The following is a 19,502-nucleotide window of genomic DNA, read 5'->3' on the forward strand; positions in this document are numbered from 1 at the left end:
CCCTGTTGGAACGGGGCATCTATTTTTGCATATATTAGAAGTAATAATCTCTTTTAGGAAGAAAAATCTGTGAACAATACGGACAGAAATGAATGCAAGAATGCTATTTTATCCAATGAGTATGCTGACTTTTTCGTGGAACATGGTGCTTTGTTAGAGAGAATTAGAAGAGAGGTTGGACCGTTTTGTGAACAAGTGATCAATTACAAGTACTCGATAATTCATGTTCCAATTAGTCCTACCAGTAACTATGTAACGTATAACTATAGCAATGCGATGTTTCCAAAGGTATATGGTCTTATGGTAGCTAGTAACATTGAAGATATTGGAGTGGCTAGGTTAAGAAGGCTGCAATACCTAAATTTACTAGGAAGCGGGACTATTATAGGTTTTGTTGATACTGGTATTGATTATACCATGGATGTTTTTAAAAAAGCTGATAATACAACAAGAATTACTCATATATGGGATCAAACCATACAGGCAGGACCAATTCCTAGCGGATTTAATTATGGAACGGAATATCTAAGTGAGGATATCAATGGTGCTTTGCAATCAGAGAACCCATTTGATATTGTGCCAAGTACAGATACAGATGGTCATGGAAGCTTTATGGCAAGTATTGCAGCTGGTAATATAGATGAAAAACATGATTTTACTGGAGTTGCACCTTTAGCAGACATCATGGTGGTAAAGCTTAAACCAGCAAAAGAAAATTTAAGGGACTATTATTTTATAAGAGAAGGAGCTATTTGTTATCAAGAGACCGATATCGTTATGGGGATTAAATACCTGCTTGAAAAGTCATTTGAGGCGAGAAAGCCTATTGTTATCTGTCTTGGGGTTGGGACTAATTTAGGCGGACATGAGGGAGAGGGGATTTTAGATGAGTACCTTGGTTACGTTGAGAACTTATCTGGAATTTGTGTTGTTGTCCCAACAGGAAATGAGGCGAATTATAGTGGACATTATCGTGGGGAAGAAGCATCCATGGGAGAATATGACGATGTAGAAATACGTGTGGGAGAGGGTGAGAGAGGTTTTGCACTAGAGTTGTGGTCAAAGGCACCTAGTGTGTTTTCAATTGGGTTAACATCCCCTAGTGGAGAAGTAATTGAGAGGATACCAGCTAGGGTAGATAATAGTCAAACAATACGATTTATATTTGAGAGTACTGTGGTATATGTGGATTATCGCTTCTTAGAAATGAGAACGGGAGATGAACTGATTTTTATGAGGTTTGCTATGCCTACTCCAGGTATTTGGAGAATACGGGTTTACAAAGAATATACATTTAATAATTATTATGATTTATGGTTACCAATAAAAGAATTTATAGGGCAGGAAACATACTTTCTTAAACCAGACCCTAACATAACAATTACAGATCCAGGAAATGCAAGTACTCCAATCACTGTAGGAGCCTATGATCATGTAACCCATAGTATTTATTTAAACTCAGGAAGAGGATATACAAGAACTGGACGTATTAAGCCAGACATAGCAGCTCCAGGTGTAAATGTGTATGGTGCTTTACCAAATAATAGATTTGGAGTGCGAAGTGGAACGAGTATTGCAGCTGCACATGCAGCAGGAGCGGCCGCACTACTATTAGAGTGGGGAATTGTTAATGGAAATCGACCATCTATACACACACGTGAAATAAAAACATTATTCATCAAGGGAGCAACACGTACGAATATACAATATCCAAATAATGAATGGGGATATGGGGCACTTAATATCTTTGGAGCATTTGAAAGTTTACGAACTACATTATAATATTTTTAACCACTCAAACCCTCTTGTCTAATGGTTATTCCTCTTGTATAATTGATACAGTGTTATAGTTTAAACAATTTATAAGAGAATATAGATAGGAGGTTTTATATGGCAAAAGGTATTGTACCAGAGATTGATGGTAATTTAAGAAAGCATATGGTTCGTGTACCAGCAGCAATAAATCAAGTGAGTGGAATACGGATCTTTGGAAAGTTAATTCAATCCATTGTATTCTCAACAGATGTTGCAATAATAAGAAACTGCAATGCAAATGCGGTAATAGCAGTTTATCCATTTACTCCTCAACCCATTATTACACATTCAATTATTAGTTGCTCGGATGTACCTGTTTTTTGTGGAGTTGGCGGTGGAACCACAACAGGAAAACGTGTGATTGGACTAGCAGAGGATGCTGAATTTCAAGGTGCTATGGGGATTGTTTTAAATGCTCCGACTCCAAATGAAACAATTCGTAGACTTAGGGATAAGATTGATATTCCAATTGTAATAACTGTGATTTCAGAGCGTACAGATATTGAAGAACGTTTAAAGGCTGGAGCAGATATTCTTAATGTATCAGGAGCTTCTAACACAATTGAGATTGTGAAGAGTATAAGAAAGAAGTTTCCGAGTGTTCCAATTATTGCAACTGGAGGACCAACAGAAGAATCGATACTAAGAACAATTGAGGCTGGGGCAAACGCAATCACTTTTACCCCTCCAACAAGTGGAGAAATATTTAAAGGAATGATGAATAAGTATCGACAAGAAGAAGATATTTTATAAAGATATAGTTTTACCTACAATTAAGCATGTATAAGGATGATGATTATGCCACTTATTAATAAGTTGTTAAAGGTATTTCCAAAAAAACAAATTGATATAAAAGAGATTGAAAAGCCTGTAGTAGCACCGAAACTAAGCCAAGTTGAAACTTATATTAAAACGAATACGCCAAATGAAACAAAAGAGCAAGAGGCAAGTAATTTTAATGAGATGAATTTAGGTAACGAGCCAGAGTATGAAATAGTAGAACGTGAGATTCTACCTGAAAAAATTGTGTGCCCTGACTGTGGAGGAATTACCCTAGAAGGCTTAGAATACTGCGATAAATGTGGTGGAGAACTAGGCAGTTATTAGTAAGTCAAAATGAAATAGATTAATTTTAGTCTGTTTTCGTAGTCAATTTAATGTGATAACGCATTACTCCGAAATCATGTTGACAAATAAAAAAGTGAATAGTATTATATATCCAAGAATAAAGGCGTTCTGAAGATGAAATGTTAACTTTGACATCTTACATAACGCCTTAATTTATAGCTATGACGCTTTAACGGTTTACTGTGTGAGTGACATAGGGGGATGTGTTTTATTAAATGAAGAGGAAAAGAGGAGAAAACGATGAAAAAGAAATTGAAAAAATATGCTGGACTTGGTCTTGCGCTTACTCTTACATTGACAACACTTGTTGGTTGTGGAACCAAATCTGATAGCACTGGATCTAGTGGTAATGGTGTATTTAAAATTGGGGCGATTGGTCCTACAACTACGGGAACAGCAGTTTATGGTCAAGCAGTAAAGAATGGTGCACAATTAGCTGTTGACGAAATTAATAAAGCCGGCGGTGTAAACGGTGTGAAATTAGAATTGAATTTTCAGGATGATGAAAATGATCCAGAAAAATCTGTGAATGCATATAATACGCTAAAAGACTGGGGAATGCAGATGCTTTTAGGAACAGTAACTTCTACTCCATGTGTAGCTGTAGCTGCTGAGGCAGAAGTAGATAATATGTTTTTATTAACACCATCTGGATCTGCAGTAGAATGTATTGCAGGTGCAAATGCATTCCGTGTGTGTTTCTCAGACCCTGATCAAGGTTTGAAATCTGCACAGTACATAGGTGAACATAAGTTAGCAACAAAAGTAGCTGTTATTTATGATAGTTCTGATGTATATTCTTCTGGTGTTTATGAGAAATTTTTAAGTGAATCTAAAAATCAAGGAATTGAAGTTGTAGCAGCGGAAGCATTTACAGCAGATAGTAAAACAGATTTCTCTGTTCAGTTACAAAAGGCGAAGGAATCTGGTGCGGAATTAGTATTTCTTCCAATTTATTATACAGAAGCAGCACTCATTCTTACACAAGCAAATGGCATGGGATATGAACCAATGTTCTTTGGATGTGATGGACTTGACGGAATTTTAGCAGTAGAAAATTTTGATTTAGCACTTGCAGAAGACGTAATGTTATTAACTCCTTTCGCAGCAGATGCAGAAGATGAATTAACTAAGAATTTCGTTTCTGCGTTCAAGAATGCTTATAATGAAATTCCTAATCAGTTTGCAGCTGATGGATATGATGGTGTATATGCAATAAAAGCTGCTATTGAAAAAGCTGGCGTAACTCCAGATATGAGTGCTTCTGATATTTGTGATGCATTAAAGGTATCTATGACTGAAATAGAAATTGATGGTGTAACTGGTGAGAATATGACATGGACTGTAGATGGAGAGCCAAATAAAGCTCCAAAAGCTGTTAAAATCGTTGATGGCGCTTATACAGCAATGTAATATGAACGAATATGTTTAAACCCACGGAGGGTTGTCCAAATGGATAGCCCTCTTTTTTACATTATTAAAAGCAAGTTAACACGAGTAACTTTTCCAAAATGGAAAAATCTTGTTAACACTTTGCTTCTGTGCTATAATAGTGTGAAAACTTTACTTTAATAAAAAAGTGATGCAACGAAATTTACGTAACAATTGATGTGAGGTGTTGATATGAGTTTTATATCTTATTTAATTAATGGTATCAGCCTGGGCAGTGTTTATGCAATTATTGCACTTGGATATACAATGGTCTATGGTATAGCAAAAATGCTTAACTTTGCACATGGTGATGTCATCATGGTAGGGGGATTTGTTGTTTTTTCAACGGTGAGTACAATGGGATTACCACCAGTTCTTGGAATTATAATATCAGTTTGTGTTTGTACAATATTAGGTGTAACAGTGGAGCGTATCGCTTATAAGCCACTTAGACAAGCATCTAAACTAGCAGTATTAATTACTGCCATTGGTGTTAGTTATTTTCTACAAAATGTTGCATTACTTATCTATGGTGCAAATACAAAGGCATTTACTTCAGTAGTTACCTTAGCGCCTATTAAACTAGCAAATGGAGCTCTTACTATTTCTGGTGAAACAATTGTAACGGTTATTTCATGTATCGTAATTATGGTGGTATTAACTGCATTTATTAAATATTCTAAAATTGGTCGTGCAATGTTAGCGGTATCAGAGGATAAAGGAGCAGCTCAGTTAATGGGGGTTAATGTAAATAGCACAATTGCTATTACCTTTGCAATTGGTTCTGCACTTGCAGCAGTAGCGGGTGTGTTATTATGTTCTGCATATCCTTCCTTAACTCCTTATACTGGAGCAATGCCAGGTATTAAAGCATTCGTTGCTGCAGTATTTGGTGGCATTGGTTCCATTCCAGGAGCGTTTATCGGTGGTATTTTACTTGGTATTATTGAAATTCTTAGCAAAGCTTATATATCTTCACAGTTGGCAGATGCAATTGTATTTGCAGTATTAATTGTTGTGCTTTTGGTGAAACCTACTGGTATTTTAGGCAAGAATATTCAAGAGAAAGTGTAGGTATGAAGTATGGGCATGAAAACAATCAATATAAAAAAGATGAATAAGAAATTAAAAAGTAATCTAATTACATATGGAATGGTTTTAATCGCGTTTATAATTGTTCAAATTTTGATGTCTGCTGGCATGATGTCTAACTTGATGAAGGGTATTTTAGTGCCATTATGTATCTATGTAATATTAGCAATATCTCTAAATTTAACGGTTGGTATATTAGGTGAGTTAAGTTTAGGTCATGCTGGTTTTATGTGTGTTGGTGCTTTTGCAGGATCCGTTTTTTCAAAATGCATGAAAGATGTTATTCCAGTATCAGGAGTACGTTTTTTTCTAGCAATTTTAATTGGTGCCATCGTTGCTGCTATTTTTGGTATTTTAATCGGTATTCCAGTATTAAGATTAAAAGGAGATTACCTTGCAATCGTAACACTAGCGTTTGGTGAGATTATTAAGAATTTAATGAATGTAATCTATTTGGGTGTTGATAGTAAAGGTCTTCATTTCTCATTAAAAGATGCTGCTTCTTTAAATTTAGAGTCAGATGGACAGATCATAATAAAGGGAGCACAAGGAATTACTGGTACACCAAAGGATGCTACGTTTACTATCGGTATTATTTTAGTTTTAATTACATTGTTTATTGTTAACAACTTAATTAATTCTCGTTCTGGTAGAGCGATTATGTCAATTCGTGATAATCGTATAGCAGCAGAATCTGTAGGAATCAATATTACAAAATATAAGCTAATGGCATTTTCTATTTCTGCTTCCTTAGCAGGTGTTGCTGGAGTACTATATTCTCATAATCTTTCTACACTTACAGCTTCTCCAAAGAATTTTGGTTACAATATGTCAATTATGATTCTTGTATTTGTTGTACTTGGTGGAATTGGAAATATTCGTGGCTCCATTATAGCAGCGGTTATTTTAACATTATTACCAGAATTATTACGTGGTTTAAGTGAATATCGTATGCTTATTTATGCGATTGTTTTAATTGTTACAATGATAATAAGTAATAATCCAAAAGCTGTAGAATATCGCAACATGCTTTTTGGAAAGCTTAAAAGAGCAAAAAATCAAACGAAGGAGGCTAAGTAATTATGGCATTATTAGAGGTTAGAAACTTAGGAATTTCCTTCGGTGGACTTAGAGCTGTAGATGATTTTAGTGTTGAAATTAAAAAGGGACAATTATATGGTTTAATTGGGCCAAATGGTGCTGGAAAGACGACAATCTTTAATCTTTTGACTGGAGTTTATAAGCCAACCGATGGTAGAATCATTTTAGATGGGAAGGATATCGTTGGTATGAAAACGACAGATATTAACCTAGCAGGTATCGCAAGAACTTTCCAGAACATTCGTCTCTTTTCTAACTTAACAGTCCTTGAAAATGTAAGTGTTGGTTTACACAATCAATATTCCTATTCTGCAGCAACTGGTATTTTACGATTACCAAAATTCTTTAAGAAAGAAAAAGAGATTGAAGCTCGCGCTATGGAATTACTAAAAGTATTTGATTTAGAGAAAGAAGCAGATTTATTAGCGTCTAATTTACCATATGGTAAGCAAAGAAAATTAGAAATTGCAAGAGCATTGGCTACAAGCCCTAAGCTTTTACTTTTAGACGAACCGGCAGCAGGTATGAATCCAAATGAAACAATAGAACTTATGGAGACCATACGTTTTGTAAGAGATGAATTTGATATGACGATACTTTTAATTGAACATGATATGAAATTAGTATCTGGAATCTGTGAGGAATTAACGGTACTTAATTTTGGTAGAGTTTTAGCTCATGGTAAAACGAATGAAGTACTAAATAATCCTCAAGTAGTTACCGCATATCTTGGAGAATAGGAGGAAATGACAAATGGCAATGTTAGAAATAAATGATTTGAAAGTGTCTTATGGAATGATTCAAGCCATTAAAGGAATTTCCTTTGAAGTTAATGAAGGCGAAGTTATTGCACTCATTGGTGCAAATGGTGCTGGAAAAACTACTATTTTGCATACCATTACAGGTTTGGTTCCTGCAAAAGAAGGAAGCATTCTATTTGATGCAACGATGAAAAATGGAACAACAGAAAAAATTGATTTGAGAAAAACTCCGGCACATAAAATTGTTTCATATGGTATGGCCCATGTTCCAGAAGGAAGAAGAATCTTTGCAGAGTTATCGGTATACGATAATTTAATTATGGGTGCCTATACAAGAAATGATAAAAAAGAGATGGAAGATACTCTTAAAATGATATATAAGCGTTTCCCAAGATTACAGGAAAGAAAGAAACAAATTGCAGGTACCTTATCTGGTGGAGAGCAACAAATGTTAGCGATGGGGCGTGCTTTAATGTCACATCCAAAAATTTTATTATTAGATGAGCCTTCCATGGGATTGTCTCCTCTTTTTGTTTCTGAAATCTTTAATATCATTGAAGAGATTAGTAAAAGTGGAACAACAGTACTTTTAGTAGAGCAAAATGCGAAAAAGGCATTGTCCATTGCCAATCGTGCATACGTACTTGAAACAGGTAATATTGTATTACAAGGAGATGCAAAAGAATTAATGGATAATGATTCTGTAAAGAAAGCTTATTTGGGTGAGTAAACGATACAAATAATATATCAATTTAAATATAATAAGTAATTCTAAATTCGCACAAACACAAGACTTGATGTTTATGTAGAATTTATAATTGCAGAAAGAGGTTAGTATGAATAATTTTGTGATTACTATTGCAAGAGGATACGGAAGTGGCGGTAGAACCATTGGAAAGATGCTTGCAGAACGTTTAGGCGTTCATTATTATGACAGAGAATTGATGCGACTTGCCTCAGATGAGAGTGGAATTAATGAAGAGTTATTTGTAAAGGCAGATGAAAAGCTTAAGAAAAGTCTATTATTTCGAATTGCTAAAAAGACTTATAAAGGCGAATTAATCCCTCCAGACAGTGATGATTTTGTTTCAAATGACAATTTATTTCAGTATCAAGCGAAGGTAATTAAAGAAATTGCTGCAGCGGAATCTTGCGTTATCGTCGGAAGATGTGCAGACTATGTTCTTAAGGATTATGACAATGTTATTAAAATATTTGTCCATGCGCCATTTGAGGATTGCGTTGAGACATTAAAAGGGATGAGTTCTCTTTCTGAAGACGAGATTAAGAAAAAAATTACTTCAATCGATACTCATAGAGCAGAATATTATAAATATTACACCGGACGAGATTGGACAAATGCTGCAAATTATGATTTATGCCTTAATAGTAGTAAATTAGGATTCGAGAAATGTGTTGATATCGTAATTGACTATATGAATATTCGAATGAAGAGAGGCTAGAATTAGGAGGTTACAATGATAGCTAATAAAATGGTTGACTTAGTAAAAGGTAGTTCCGTGATTCGTGCTATGTTTGAAGAAGGAAAGAATATGGCAAAGATTTATGGTGCTGAAAATGTTTTTGATTTTAGTTTAGGTAATCCAAGTGTAGAGCCACCAGAAAAGATACGTGAAGCTTATATTAATATACTAAAAAATGAATCTCAGAATCTTGTTCATGGCTATATGAATAATGCTGGCTATGAGGATGTAAGGGAGACAATAGCAAATTCATTAAACAAAAAGTTTCAAACGAACTTCCATAAAGAGAATTTAATTATGACAGTTGGTGCTGCAGGTGGTCTAAATGTAATATTAAAGACGTTGTTAAATCCAATGGAAGAAGTTATTGTATTTGCTCCGTATTTCGGAGAATATCGCAGTTATGTAAGCAATTATGATGGGAAGTTAGTTGTTGTTCCACCAAACACTGTAGATTTTCAACCGAATTTAATTGAGTTTGAGAAAGCCATAACTAAGAATACGAAAGCTGTCATTGTAAATACGCCCAATAATCCAACCGGTGTAGTTTATTCCGAAGAGACTATATTAAAACTTGCAGAAATTTTAAATAAGAAGCAAGAAGAGTTTAAAACATCCATTTATCTTATTTCGGATGAACCATATCGTGAACTTGTTTATGACGGAATTAAAGTACCTTATTTGACAAAGTATTATAAAAACACGATTGTAGGCTATTCTTTTAGTAAATCTTTATCTTTACCAGGAGAGAGAATTGGATATTTAGTTATTCCAGATGAAGTGGATGACGCAACAGATGTTATAGGGGCTGCAAACGTGGCGAATCGAATTTTAGGCTTTGTAAATGCTCCTTCATTAACACAGCGTGTTGTTGCTTGTTGTATTGATGAAGAAGTAGACGTAGAAGTTTATAATAAAAATCGTGAACTTTTGTATGATGCTCTAGTTAGCTATGGTTTTGAATGTATAAAACCACAAGGTGCATTCTACTTATTCATAAAGAGCTTTGAAGATGATGATGTAGCATTTTCACAGAAGGCAAAGAAATATAATTTATTAATTGTTCCAGGATCCTCCTTTGGATGTCCAGGTTATTGTAGAATTGCTTACTGTGTTGATTATGATATGATAAAACGTTCCCTTACTAGTTTTGAAAAATTAGCAAGGGAGTATAAATAACATAATAGTCTAATCTTTGAATTGACAGGAGGTAGTCATGCGAGCTTGGGAAAGTAATATAAGAAGAGTTTCTCCTTATGTACCAGGAGAACAGCCAAATCTTTCTAATATGATAAAATTAAATACAAATGAAAATCCTTATCCACCAGCACCTGCAATCAGGAATATGCTAACACAGATAGATACGGATGTATTACGACTTTATCCAGATCCAGATGCGAAAGCCTTGGTAAAAGAGCTAGCTAATTTTTATCAGGTAAATGATGAAAATGTATTTGTAGGCGTTGGATCGGATGACGTAATTGCAATGGCTTTTTTGACCTTCTTCAATTCAAAGAAACCAATTTTATTTCCCGATATTACTTATTCATTTTATGATGTTTGGGCGGATTTATATAGAATTCCATATGAGCGACCAGCACTTGATCAGGAGTTTAGAATTCGTAAAGAGGATTATTATAAGGAAAATGGCGGAGTTGTTATAGCGAATCCAAATGCGCCTACATCCATTGCAGAAGGAATAGAGGTAATTGAGGATATTTTAATTCATAACCAAGATGTTATCGTTATTGTAGATGAAGCCTATGTGGATTTTGGGGCAGAATCTGCAATAAGTTTAACAAAGAAGTATGAAAATTTATTAGTGATTCAAACATTTTCAAAATCAAGGTCTATGGCGGGCATGAGAATTGGATATGCCATAGGCAATAAAGATCTTATAAAGGCTTTAAATGATGTAAAATCTTCATATAATTCGTATACGATGAATCAAATCTCAATTCTATTTGGTACAGAAGCAGTACGTGATACTAGTTATTTTTATCAGTGCATTGAAAAGATAATTGAAACAAGGGAATATGTAAAAGAGGAATTGAAAAAGTTAGGATTTCTTTTTCCAGACTCAAAAACCAATTTTTTATTCATTACACACAAGGATATCAATGCAAAAGACTTATTTTTAGCACTACGTGAACAAGGTATCTTTGTGCGTTACTTTGATAAACCAAGAATTGATAATTATTTAAGAGTAACAATTGGCACATACAAACAAATGCAAGTGTTTATTGATTTTGTAAAGCAATATTGTGAAAATTATTATAAGTTAAAATAGACTTTTAGTAGTAATAGATAATTACCAGTAAAAGAATAATACAAAAACTTTAAAATTATGGATAATTGTGGGAAAAGACTAGAAATTTAATTTCCAATCCGTTATAATAGGAAAAGGTGTAAAGAAGAACTATATAATTGCTACTAAAGGAGGAGATTTCATGAGAATACTTATTGCTGAAGATGATTTTGCAAGCAGAAAATTCATGTTACGGTTTTTAGCAAAGTATGGCGAATGTGATGTTACTGTGGATGGTATGGAAGCTGTGGATGCTTTTACAATGGCACTTGAGGCGAATGAAGGTTATGATTTGATTTGCTTAGATATTATGATGCCGGTTCTAGATGGATATCAAACGTTAAAGGCAATTCGTGATATTGAAAAAGAAAATGGCATTCCTGAATCAACGCAATGTAAAATTATTATGACGACTGCCCTAAGTGAAGGTAGAAATGTTCAAAAAGCTTTTGAGCTTGGTTGTGTTGCCTATGCAGGAAAACCTATTGACCAACAAAAATTTGAAAATGTTTTAAAAAAGCTAGAAATGATTTAGTATATAATTAAATACATATAGTGGAAAACTGTTGATGATAATTCTAGTCATGATTAGATCGATGATGCTGTGAGTTGTTGCCGACGGTTTTTTATATAGAAAAAGTTACGAAACTTTTCATTTGGGGATTGCTTAGGTTCTTAGTCACCAAATGAAAAGTTTTTTTGCGCTGCTAAGAATGTGCAGCTGCACGAATTTGTCCTATAACATACCTTGTTCATTCTAATCAAACTTTGGAAATTATATTGACAGAATCATTTGGAGGTATTATAATTCGGTTGTTAATGATAATTATTATCAAAAAGTGAACAAGAAGGTGAGTTAGACATGACATTACGAGAGTGCAAGGTAGATAGAGACTATATTGTAGAGGATATGGACCTTGAGCAGGCAACCATGGTTCGTTTAAAGGCATTGGGATTAACCGATGGAACAAGAATACATATTTTAAATAACAAACGAGGGGGATCTGTTATTTTCCATGTAAGAGGTACTAGACTTGCAGTTGGAAAAGATATCGCCGAGGCAATCAATGTTAAGGAAGATGAAAGGAAGGTAAGCCGATGAGGGAAGAATTACAAGTTGGTTTCATTGGTAACCCGAATTGTGGAAAGACTACATTATTTAATGCATATACAGGTGCAAAATTAAAGGTTGCCAATTGGCCAGGCGTAACCGTAGAGAAAAAAGAAGGTGCTATGAAATACCATAATCATAGATTTAAGTTAGTTGATTTGCCAGGTATTTATAGTTTGACTTCATATACAATGGAAGAAAAACTATCTAGGCAATTTATTCTAGATTCCGAAGTCGATGTGATTGTGGATGTTGCAGATGCTTCTTGTTTAGAGCGCAACCTATATCTCACCTTGCAATTAATTGAACTTGGAAAACCAGTAGTTCTAGCTCTTAATATGATGGATATCGTAGAGGAAAGAGGAATGGAAATTGATTTGCATCGATTACCAGAGATGTTAGGAATTCCATGTATTCCTGTATCCGCAAGAAAACGCACTGGACTTGATATCTTAATGCATACAATTGCTCATCATAAAGAGAAGTGGAAACCTTTAAATATAGAACATCAACATCCAAAATTGTCTAATGATAGTAAACATGTTCACGAACATCATAATGAATACACGATGGTTTATTCCGATGAAATTGAAGATAAAATTGATGAAATTACTGATCGTTTAATCAATGCAGGTTTTGAAACTGAGAATTATCGTTGGTATGCAATAAAACTTCTAGAACATGATGAAGAAATTTTGGAGTTATGTAAGATTGATATTCAAGACATAGCAGATAGAAGTTATGAAAATGATATCATTCAACAAAAGTATGATTTTATAGAAGAAATTATTGAGGAATGCCTTGTAAATAAGAATAAAAAGGCAGCGGCTACAGACAAAGTAGATAAGATTTTAACGAATCAATTTTTAGGCCTACCAATTTTCTTAGGTATTATGGGAATTGTGTTTTTCTTAACCTTTACGGTTGGTGATATGTTAAAAGGTGGATTTGAATTTGGACTTGAAAAATTTTCAGATGCTTTGTTGCAAGGACTGGTGTCCCTACATACAAATGAAGTACTTACTTCACTGATTATTGATGGTATTGTAGCTGGTGTCGGTGGTATTTTAACATTTTTACCTAATATCTTTATATTATTTTTAGCATTGGCCTTCCTAGAGGATAGCGGATATATGTCTCGAGTTGCGTATGTAATGGATGGAATTATGGGACATCTTGGTTTGTCTGGTAGAGCGTTTATTCCTATGATTTTAGGATTTGGTTGTACGGTACCAGCAGTTATGGCTTCAAGGGCATTAGAAGATATGCGAGACCGAAGAAGAACCATACTAGTTACACCATTTATGTCCTGTAGTGCAAGATTACCGATATACGTTTTATTCTCGCAGATGTTTTTTAAAGAAAATGCAATGTTTGCGGCATTTTCTATGTATCTCATTGGTTTTGTCATAGCAATCTTAGTCGCTTTTATTATGAATAAAATTAGTAGGAAAAGCCAGATGAAGCCACTATTAATTGAGTTACCGGAATATAAAACTCCAAATCTTCGTACAATCGCAATCTATGTATGGGATAAAGTAAAAGACTATTTAACAAAGGCCGGAACAACAATTTTTATTGCCTCCATCATTATATGGTTCATTCTTAATTTTGGAGTTAGTGGAAAGGTAGACGATATGTCTATTAGCTTTGGAGCCACACTTGGAAGGTGGATCGCTCCATTGTTAGTACCAGCAGGATTAGGTCTATGGCAAATTGCAGTTGCTCTTATTTCAGGGCTTGCAGCAAAAGAAGTAGTAGTTTCTAGTTTTAGTGTATTATTTGGCATTGCTAATATTAACTCAGCAAGTGGAATGAATAGTTTAGTGGACGTATTACATGGTAGTGGATTTGGAGCTTTGAACGCGTATTCTATTATGATTTTTTGTCTACTATATACTCCATGTGTAGCTACGATCGCTGTGGTTAAAAGAGAGTTGAAGTCTGTAAAATGGACGTTATTTACAGTTTTATTCCAATTAGTTGTTGCATGGTTAGCAGCGACATTAGTGTTTCAAGTAGGAAGTTTATTTTTCTAAGCTTGATAGAAAGGATGAAGACAATGGTAGCAACTATAGTGATTGGAATTATCATAGCTGCTTATGCAGGAGTGGTAATTCGTAAAAAGGTAAAAGACATGAAAAATGGGAAGTTTTGTAGCTGTGGGTGCAGCGATTGTGCATCAAGTTGTCATAAAAAAATTGATTAATTATTAAAATTGAATTAAGCTGTTGTAAAAAGCATTTTATTACTCAAAATATGAAATGCTATTTACAACAGCTCTTTTTTAAATAATAGGAAACGAAGACATAAATGTTTTGTCCTATCATTTCTCTATTCTAAAAAAGGATTTCAGCAAGATTTGCAGAATAATAGTAATAAGAGCAACTTTTTATAAGTTAATTTTTGATTCTAGCAAGAAGTTTGGAGGGTATGGTAAAACGAAGGGAGATGATCTGGTAATATGGAGAAGTTAAACATTAGGCAGAAACTAGAACGTTTGGAGCATGATTATTTGAGTCAATATGCATCCTTTAGTGATAGTACATTAGGAAGAGATTTTCCTGAAGAACCATGTGATATAAGACCCGCTTATCAAAGGGATCGGGATCGAATTCTTCATTCCAAAGCATTTCGTAGGCTAAAAGGAAAAACACAGGTATTTTTAGCACCTGAGGGAGACCATTATCGTACTAGAATGACTCATACGCTGGAAGTTTCTCAAAACGCTAGAACCATTGCAAAAGCATTACGTTTGAATGAGGATTTAACCGAGGCGATTGCACTTGGACATGACCTTGGGCATACACCCTTTGGACATGCGGGGGAACGTGCTCTAAATCGCGTATGTGAAGGAGGGTTTCAACATCACTTGCAGAGCATACGAGCAGTTGAACTTTTAGAAAAGCATGGAGAGGGGTTAAATCTTACGAAGGAAGTTAGAGATGGTATTTTAAATCATCAAACAGCAGGAAATCCAAGTACCTTAGAAGGTAAAGTAGTAAGGTTATCTGACAAAATTGCTTATATTAACCATGATATCGATGATGCAATTCGTGGAAAAATAATTAAGGAAGAAGAAATTCCAGAAGAGTTTACCAATATTCTTGGGCATAACTCAAAAAAACGTTTGGATACTCTAATTCATGACATAGTAATTCATAGTGAAGGTAAAAATGATATATTAATGTCAAAAGAGGTAGAGAATGCAATGATGATGTTGCGTAAATATATGTTTCGTAGTGTATATACAAACCCAGTTGCAAAAGGCCAAGAAGCGAAGGCTGAAAAAATGATTGAGCAATTGTTTACTTATTATAATGATCATTTGGAGTGTTTGCCAGAAGAATATCGCTTTATGATATTTGAAAAAGGAGAGCCTGCAAGTAGAGTTGTTTGTGATTATATTGCAGGTATGACAGATCGATATGCTGTTATTAAATACAAAGAAATAATGATACCTACCTTTTGGGAGGTTTATTAGATAAATCTATAGAGTAATTTAGAAGGTTGGAGATAGTATGTATTATCCAGAGGAAATTGTTGAAGAAGTTAGAACAAGAAATGATATTGTAGACGTCATTGGATCTTATGTAAAACTGCAGAAAAAAGGCAGTAATTACATGGGCTTATGTCCATTTCATAATGAGAAATCCCCTTCATTTTCCGTAAGTGGTTCAAAGCAGATGTATCATTGTTTTGGCTGCGGTGTTGGAGGGAATGTGTTTACATTCTTAATGGAATATGAAAATTATACATTTGTCGAAGCACTGAAGAGTTTATCAGATCGTGCAGGTGTTAAACTTCCAGAAATTGAATATTCAAAAGAGGCAAAACAAGCTGCAGATTTAAAGGGGCGATTATTAGAGATCAATAAGGAAGCAGCAAAATATTATTATTATCAATTAAAAGGTAAGAATGGTGGACATGCCTATGGTTATTTAAAAGATAGAGGGCTAAGTGATGAGACCATTTCAAAATTTGGTTTGGGTTATTCAAATCCATTTTCAGACGATTTGTATCAATATATGAAGAGTTTAGGATATGAAGATGATATATTGAGGCAATCAGGTCTTTTTACAATGGAGGAAAAAGGAGTTTACGATAAGTTTTGGAACCGTGCTATGTTTCCAATTATGGATAGTAATAATAAAGTAATTGCTTTTGGTGGACGAGTTATGGGAGATGGAAATCCGAAATATCTTAATTCTCCAGAAACGAAAGTATTTGATAAAAGTAGAAATCTTTATGGATTAAACTTTGCTAGGCAATCAAGAAAGGCTTATATGTTAATCTGCGAAGGCTATATGGATGTAATATCTTTGCATCAAGCAGGATTTACCAATGCAGTTGCTTCTCTTGGAACGGCCTTTACTCCACAGCAGGCAAAATTATTATCAAGATATACAAACGAAGCTATACTTACTTATGATAGCGACGGTGCAGGGGTGAAAGCGGCACTTCGTGCAATTCCTATTTTAAAGGAAGCTGGAATTTCCACGAAAATAGTTAATATGAGTCCATATAAGGATCCAGATGAATTTATTAAAGCTCTTGGAGCAGAGGAATATCAAAAACGTATTGATAACGCAATGAATAGTTTTCTATTTGAAATAGAAGTGTTACAAAGAGATTATGAATTAGAAGATCCTGAGCAAAAAACGAGATTTTTTAATGAAATGGCTAAAAAGTTGCTTGTTTTTACAGAAGAGCTTGAGCGTAATAATTATATTGAAGCATTATCAAAAAAGTATAATATCAGTTTTGATAATCTAAGAAAATTAGTGAATCGTTATGGTGCTAGCGAGTCAATCGTTTCTGTAGCTAGGGAGACGAAGGAAAGAGAGAAAGAAAATGCCAATAAAAAGGTAAAGCCAGAGGAAGGCATGTTAACTTCTCAAAAAATTCTCTTAACCTGGCTAATTGATGATGTGAGTACATTTGAGAAATTAAAAGGATGTATCGGGCCAGAGGACTTTACTACAGATTTCTATCGTAAGGTAGCCGCTATGGTCTTTTTACAATATAATGAAGAACATCAAGTAACCCCAGCGAAGATAATTAATTATTTTGAAAGTAAGGAGGAACAGACATTAGTTGCAGAATTATTCTCGACACAAATACGTTTAGAGATGAACGATATTGAGAAAAGAAAACTTTTTGCCGATACAGTAGTAAGAGTAAAAAAAGCTAGTTTAGATCTTAGTTATAAAAATGCCATTGAGAATAATGATATCATGGCTTTACAAAATATTATCATACAACAACGAGACCTTGACAAATTGCATAGTTCTTTAAATGCTGGTTAAACTGTGAGAAGATAGATACGATAAGCTCATGGTGGTTGGGATTACAAAAGTAAGTATAATTTAAGCAATTGTTAACAAGAATAACATTCAGAAAAAGAAGGAAGGACGCTATTTATGGATGAGAATATATCAAAATTTCATGAAAAGCTTAAGGAATTATTAGCTTACGCAAAGAAAAAAAAGAATGAATTAGAATATGATGAAATAAATGATTTCTTTAGTGATGTTGAAATTGATGCAGAGCAAGTTGAGCGTATCTATGAGTTCTTAGAGGCAAATAATGTTGATGTGTTACGTGTTCCTGAATTAGAAGAAGTAGATGAGGTGGATGTAGAGGACCTTGCGCTTATTGAAGAGGAAGAAGAGGATATTTCTAAGATTGATTTATCCGTTCCAGAAGGAATTGGTATTGAAGACCCAGTTCGTATGTATTTAAAGGAAATTGGTAAAGTACCATTATTAAGCGCTGACGAGGAGACTGTTCTATCAAGAAGAATGGAACAAGGAGACAAAGAAGCGAAAAAGCGTTTAGCAGAGGCTAATCTACGATTAGTTGTAAGTATTGCAAAACGATATGTAGGTCGTGGTATGCAATTTCTAGACTTAATCCAAGAAGGAAATCTTGGACTTATTAAAGCTGTTGAAAAGTTTGATTATCGTAAAGGATTTAAGTTTAGTACCTATGCTACCTGGTGGATTAGACAAGCGATAACAAGAGCAATTGCTGATCAGGCAAGAACAATTCGTATTCCAGTTCATATGGTAGAAACAATAAATAAATTAATTCGTGTGCAGCGACAATTATTACAAGAACTTGGAAGAGAACCATTTCCAGAAGAAGTTGCAAAAGAAATGAATCTTCCAGTAGAAAGAGTACGTGAAATCCAAAAAATATCACAGGAACCAGTATCTTTAGAGACACCAATTGGTGAGGAAGAAGATAGCCATTTAGGTGATTTTATTCAGGATGATAACGTGCCAGTGCCAGCAGAGGCAGCAGCATTTACCTTATTAAAGGAACAATTAATGGAGGTACTAGGAACACTTACAGATCGTGAACAGAAGGTACTTCGTTTACGATTTGGATTAGACGATGGAAGAGCTCGTACATTAGAAGAAGTAGGAAAAGAGTTTAATGTAACGAGAGAACGTATTCGTCAGATTGAAGCGAAAGCTTTGCGTAAGTTAAGACATCCAAGTCGCTCAAGAAAATTAAAGGATTATTTAGACTAGAAGGGATTGACTGAATGCAATTATCAAAACGGTTACTTATGGTAACAAATTTTGTGAGAAAGGGAAGTGTGGTCGCTGATGTAGGCTGCGATCACGCATACATTTCTATATATTTAGTACTTAATGAAATAGCAAAAAGGACGTATGCACTTGATGTTAATAAAGGGCCTTTAGAAAAAGCGAAAGTTAATATTGCTTCATATAATTTATCTGATCGCATAGAAACCAGATTATCCAATGGATTGCAAAAGTTAAAACCAGATAAGGTAGATACAATCGTAATTGCTGGAATGGGTGGATCGTTAGCAATCAAGATATTATCGGAAGGAAAAGAGAGTGTGGAATGTGCAACTGAACTAGTTCTGCAGGTACAATCGGAATTAGATAAGGTGAGACAGTATCTACATACTATTAATTTTACAATAGTGGAAGAAGCTATGTGTAAAGAGGATGGAAAATTCTATACAGCAATGCATGCAGTTAAAGGTAGACAAGAAGAAAGTCTTAACTTAGTAGAATTAAAATACGGAAAGTATTTACTTGAAAATAAAAATAAAGTATTAGAAGAATTTCTTAAAAAAGAGTATGATAAAGCATTGTCTATTAAAGAAAAACTTGAATCTGAGGATAGTGCAAATGCAAAATTACGTATAGAAAGCCTTACAGATGAAATTCGTGATTTAATGAAAGCACTGTCTTATTACCATGAAATGAATGTATCAAACTAGA

At 34.3% G+C, this 19,502-nt stretch carries 19 protein-coding genes; all 19 read left to right on the forward strand.

Annotated elements, in window-relative coordinates; genetic code table 11:
- The first annotated feature begins 69 nt into the window (after window positions 1-69).
- The 19 genes from BN4220_RS08615 (at window position 70) to BN4220_RS08700 (ending at window position 19,501) form a co-directional block, all read left to right on the forward strand.
- Window positions 70-1,782, forward strand: a complete 1,713-nt coding sequence (locus tag BN4220_RS08615; protein ID WP_066715510.1) for a S8 family peptidase — start codon at window positions 70-72, stop codon at window positions 1,780-1,782.
- Window positions 1,783-1,890: 108 nt separating this feature from the next.
- Window positions 1,891-2,568 carry a hydrolase gene (locus BN4220_RS08620; protein ID WP_066715511.1) on the forward strand — a complete coding sequence of 226 codons (678 nt, stop codon included), beginning with the start codon at window positions 1,891-1,893 and terminating at the stop codon, window positions 2,566-2,568.
- Window positions 2,569-2,613: 45 nt separating this feature from the next.
- A complete protein-coding gene (locus BN4220_RS08625) occupies window positions 2,614-2,922 on the forward strand; it encodes a hypothetical protein (protein WP_066715512.1) in 309 nt (102 codons plus the stop codon).
- Window positions 2,923-3,183: 261 nt separating this feature from the next.
- The gene (locus BN4220_RS08630; RefSeq protein WP_066715513.1) at window positions 3,184-4,356 is read left to right on the forward strand and encodes an ABC transporter substrate-binding protein; all 1,173 of its coding nucleotides are present in this window, start codon (window positions 3,184-3,186) and stop codon (window positions 4,354-4,356) included.
- Between the two features lie 210 nt (window positions 4,357-4,566).
- Complete coding sequence (locus tag BN4220_RS08635) at window positions 4,567-5,448, forward strand: branched-chain amino acid ABC transporter permease (protein ID WP_066715514.1); 882 nt, start codon at window positions 4,567-4,569, stop codon at window positions 5,446-5,448.
- A 9-nt stretch (window positions 5,449-5,457) separates the two neighbouring features.
- A complete protein-coding gene (locus tag BN4220_RS08640) occupies window positions 5,458-6,546 on the forward strand; it encodes a branched-chain amino acid ABC transporter permease (protein ID WP_347477076.1) in 1,089 nt (362 codons plus the stop codon).
- Between the two features lie 2 nt (window positions 6,547-6,548).
- Window positions 6,549-7,307, forward strand: a complete 759-nt coding sequence (locus BN4220_RS08645) for an ABC transporter ATP-binding protein (protein WP_066715515.1) — start codon at window positions 6,549-6,551, stop codon at window positions 7,305-7,307.
- A gap of 13 nt (window positions 7,308-7,320) precedes the next feature.
- A complete protein-coding gene (locus tag BN4220_RS08650) occupies window positions 7,321-8,058 on the forward strand; it encodes an ABC transporter ATP-binding protein (protein WP_066715516.1) in 738 nt (245 codons plus the stop codon).
- 106 nt (window positions 8,059-8,164) lie between these two features.
- The gene (locus BN4220_RS08655; protein WP_066715517.1) at window positions 8,165-8,791 is read left to right on the forward strand and encodes a cytidylate kinase-like family protein; all 627 of its coding nucleotides are present in this window, start codon (window positions 8,165-8,167) and stop codon (window positions 8,789-8,791) included.
- Window positions 8,792-8,806: 15 nt separating this feature from the next.
- Window positions 8,807-9,991, forward strand: coding sequence for a pyridoxal phosphate-dependent aminotransferase (locus tag BN4220_RS08660; protein ID WP_066715518.1), 1,185 nt, complete (start codon window positions 8,807-8,809; stop codon window positions 9,989-9,991).
- A 37-nt stretch (window positions 9,992-10,028) separates the two neighbouring features.
- Window positions 10,029-11,102, forward strand: coding sequence for a histidinol-phosphate transaminase (gene hisC / locus BN4220_RS08665; RefSeq protein WP_066715519.1), 1,074 nt, complete (start codon window positions 10,029-10,031; stop codon window positions 11,100-11,102).
- A gap of 160 nt (window positions 11,103-11,262) precedes the next feature.
- Entirely contained in the window at window positions 11,263-11,655 is a 393-nt protein-coding gene (locus tag BN4220_RS08670) for a response regulator (RefSeq protein WP_066715520.1), read from the forward strand.
- 327 nt (window positions 11,656-11,982) lie between these two features.
- On the forward strand, window positions 11,983-12,222 hold the full coding sequence (locus tag BN4220_RS08675; RefSeq protein WP_066715521.1) for a FeoA family protein: 240 nt from the start codon (window positions 11,983-11,985) through the stop codon (window positions 12,220-12,222).
- On the forward strand, window positions 12,219-14,270 hold the full coding sequence (feoB, locus tag BN4220_RS08680) for a ferrous iron transport protein B (RefSeq protein WP_066715522.1): 2,052 nt from the start codon (window positions 12,219-12,221) through the stop codon (window positions 14,268-14,270). Before BN4220_RS08675 ends, feoB begins: the two co-directional genes overlap by 4 nt.
- Before the next feature lie 23 nt (window positions 14,271-14,293).
- Window positions 14,294-14,440, forward strand: a complete 147-nt coding sequence (locus tag BN4220_RS19785) for a FeoB-associated Cys-rich membrane protein (protein WP_082812237.1) — start codon at window positions 14,294-14,296, stop codon at window positions 14,438-14,440.
- Window positions 14,441-14,695: 255 nt separating this feature from the next.
- On the forward strand, window positions 14,696-15,715 hold the full coding sequence (locus BN4220_RS08685) for a deoxyguanosinetriphosphate triphosphohydrolase (protein WP_066715523.1): 1,020 nt from the start codon (window positions 14,696-14,698) through the stop codon (window positions 15,713-15,715).
- 37 nt (window positions 15,716-15,752) lie between these two features.
- Entirely contained in the window at window positions 15,753-17,540 is a 1,788-nt protein-coding gene (gene dnaG / locus BN4220_RS08690; protein WP_066715524.1) for a DNA primase, read from the forward strand.
- A 114-nt stretch (window positions 17,541-17,654) separates the two neighbouring features.
- The gene (rpoD, locus tag BN4220_RS08695; RefSeq protein WP_066715525.1) at window positions 17,655-18,773 is read left to right on the forward strand and encodes an RNA polymerase sigma factor RpoD; all 1,119 of its coding nucleotides are present in this window, start codon (window positions 17,655-17,657) and stop codon (window positions 18,771-18,773) included.
- A gap of 14 nt (window positions 18,774-18,787) precedes the next feature.
- A complete protein-coding gene (locus BN4220_RS08700) occupies window positions 18,788-19,501 on the forward strand; it encodes a tRNA (adenine(22)-N(1))-methyltransferase (protein WP_066715526.1) in 714 nt (237 codons plus the stop codon).
- The last annotated feature ends 1 nt before the right edge of the window (window position 19,502 follow it).

The organism is Clostridium sp. Marseille-P299 (assembly GCF_900078195.1).
Classification (GTDB): Bacteria; Bacillota; Clostridia; order Lachnospirales; family Lachnospiraceae; genus Lachnoclostridium.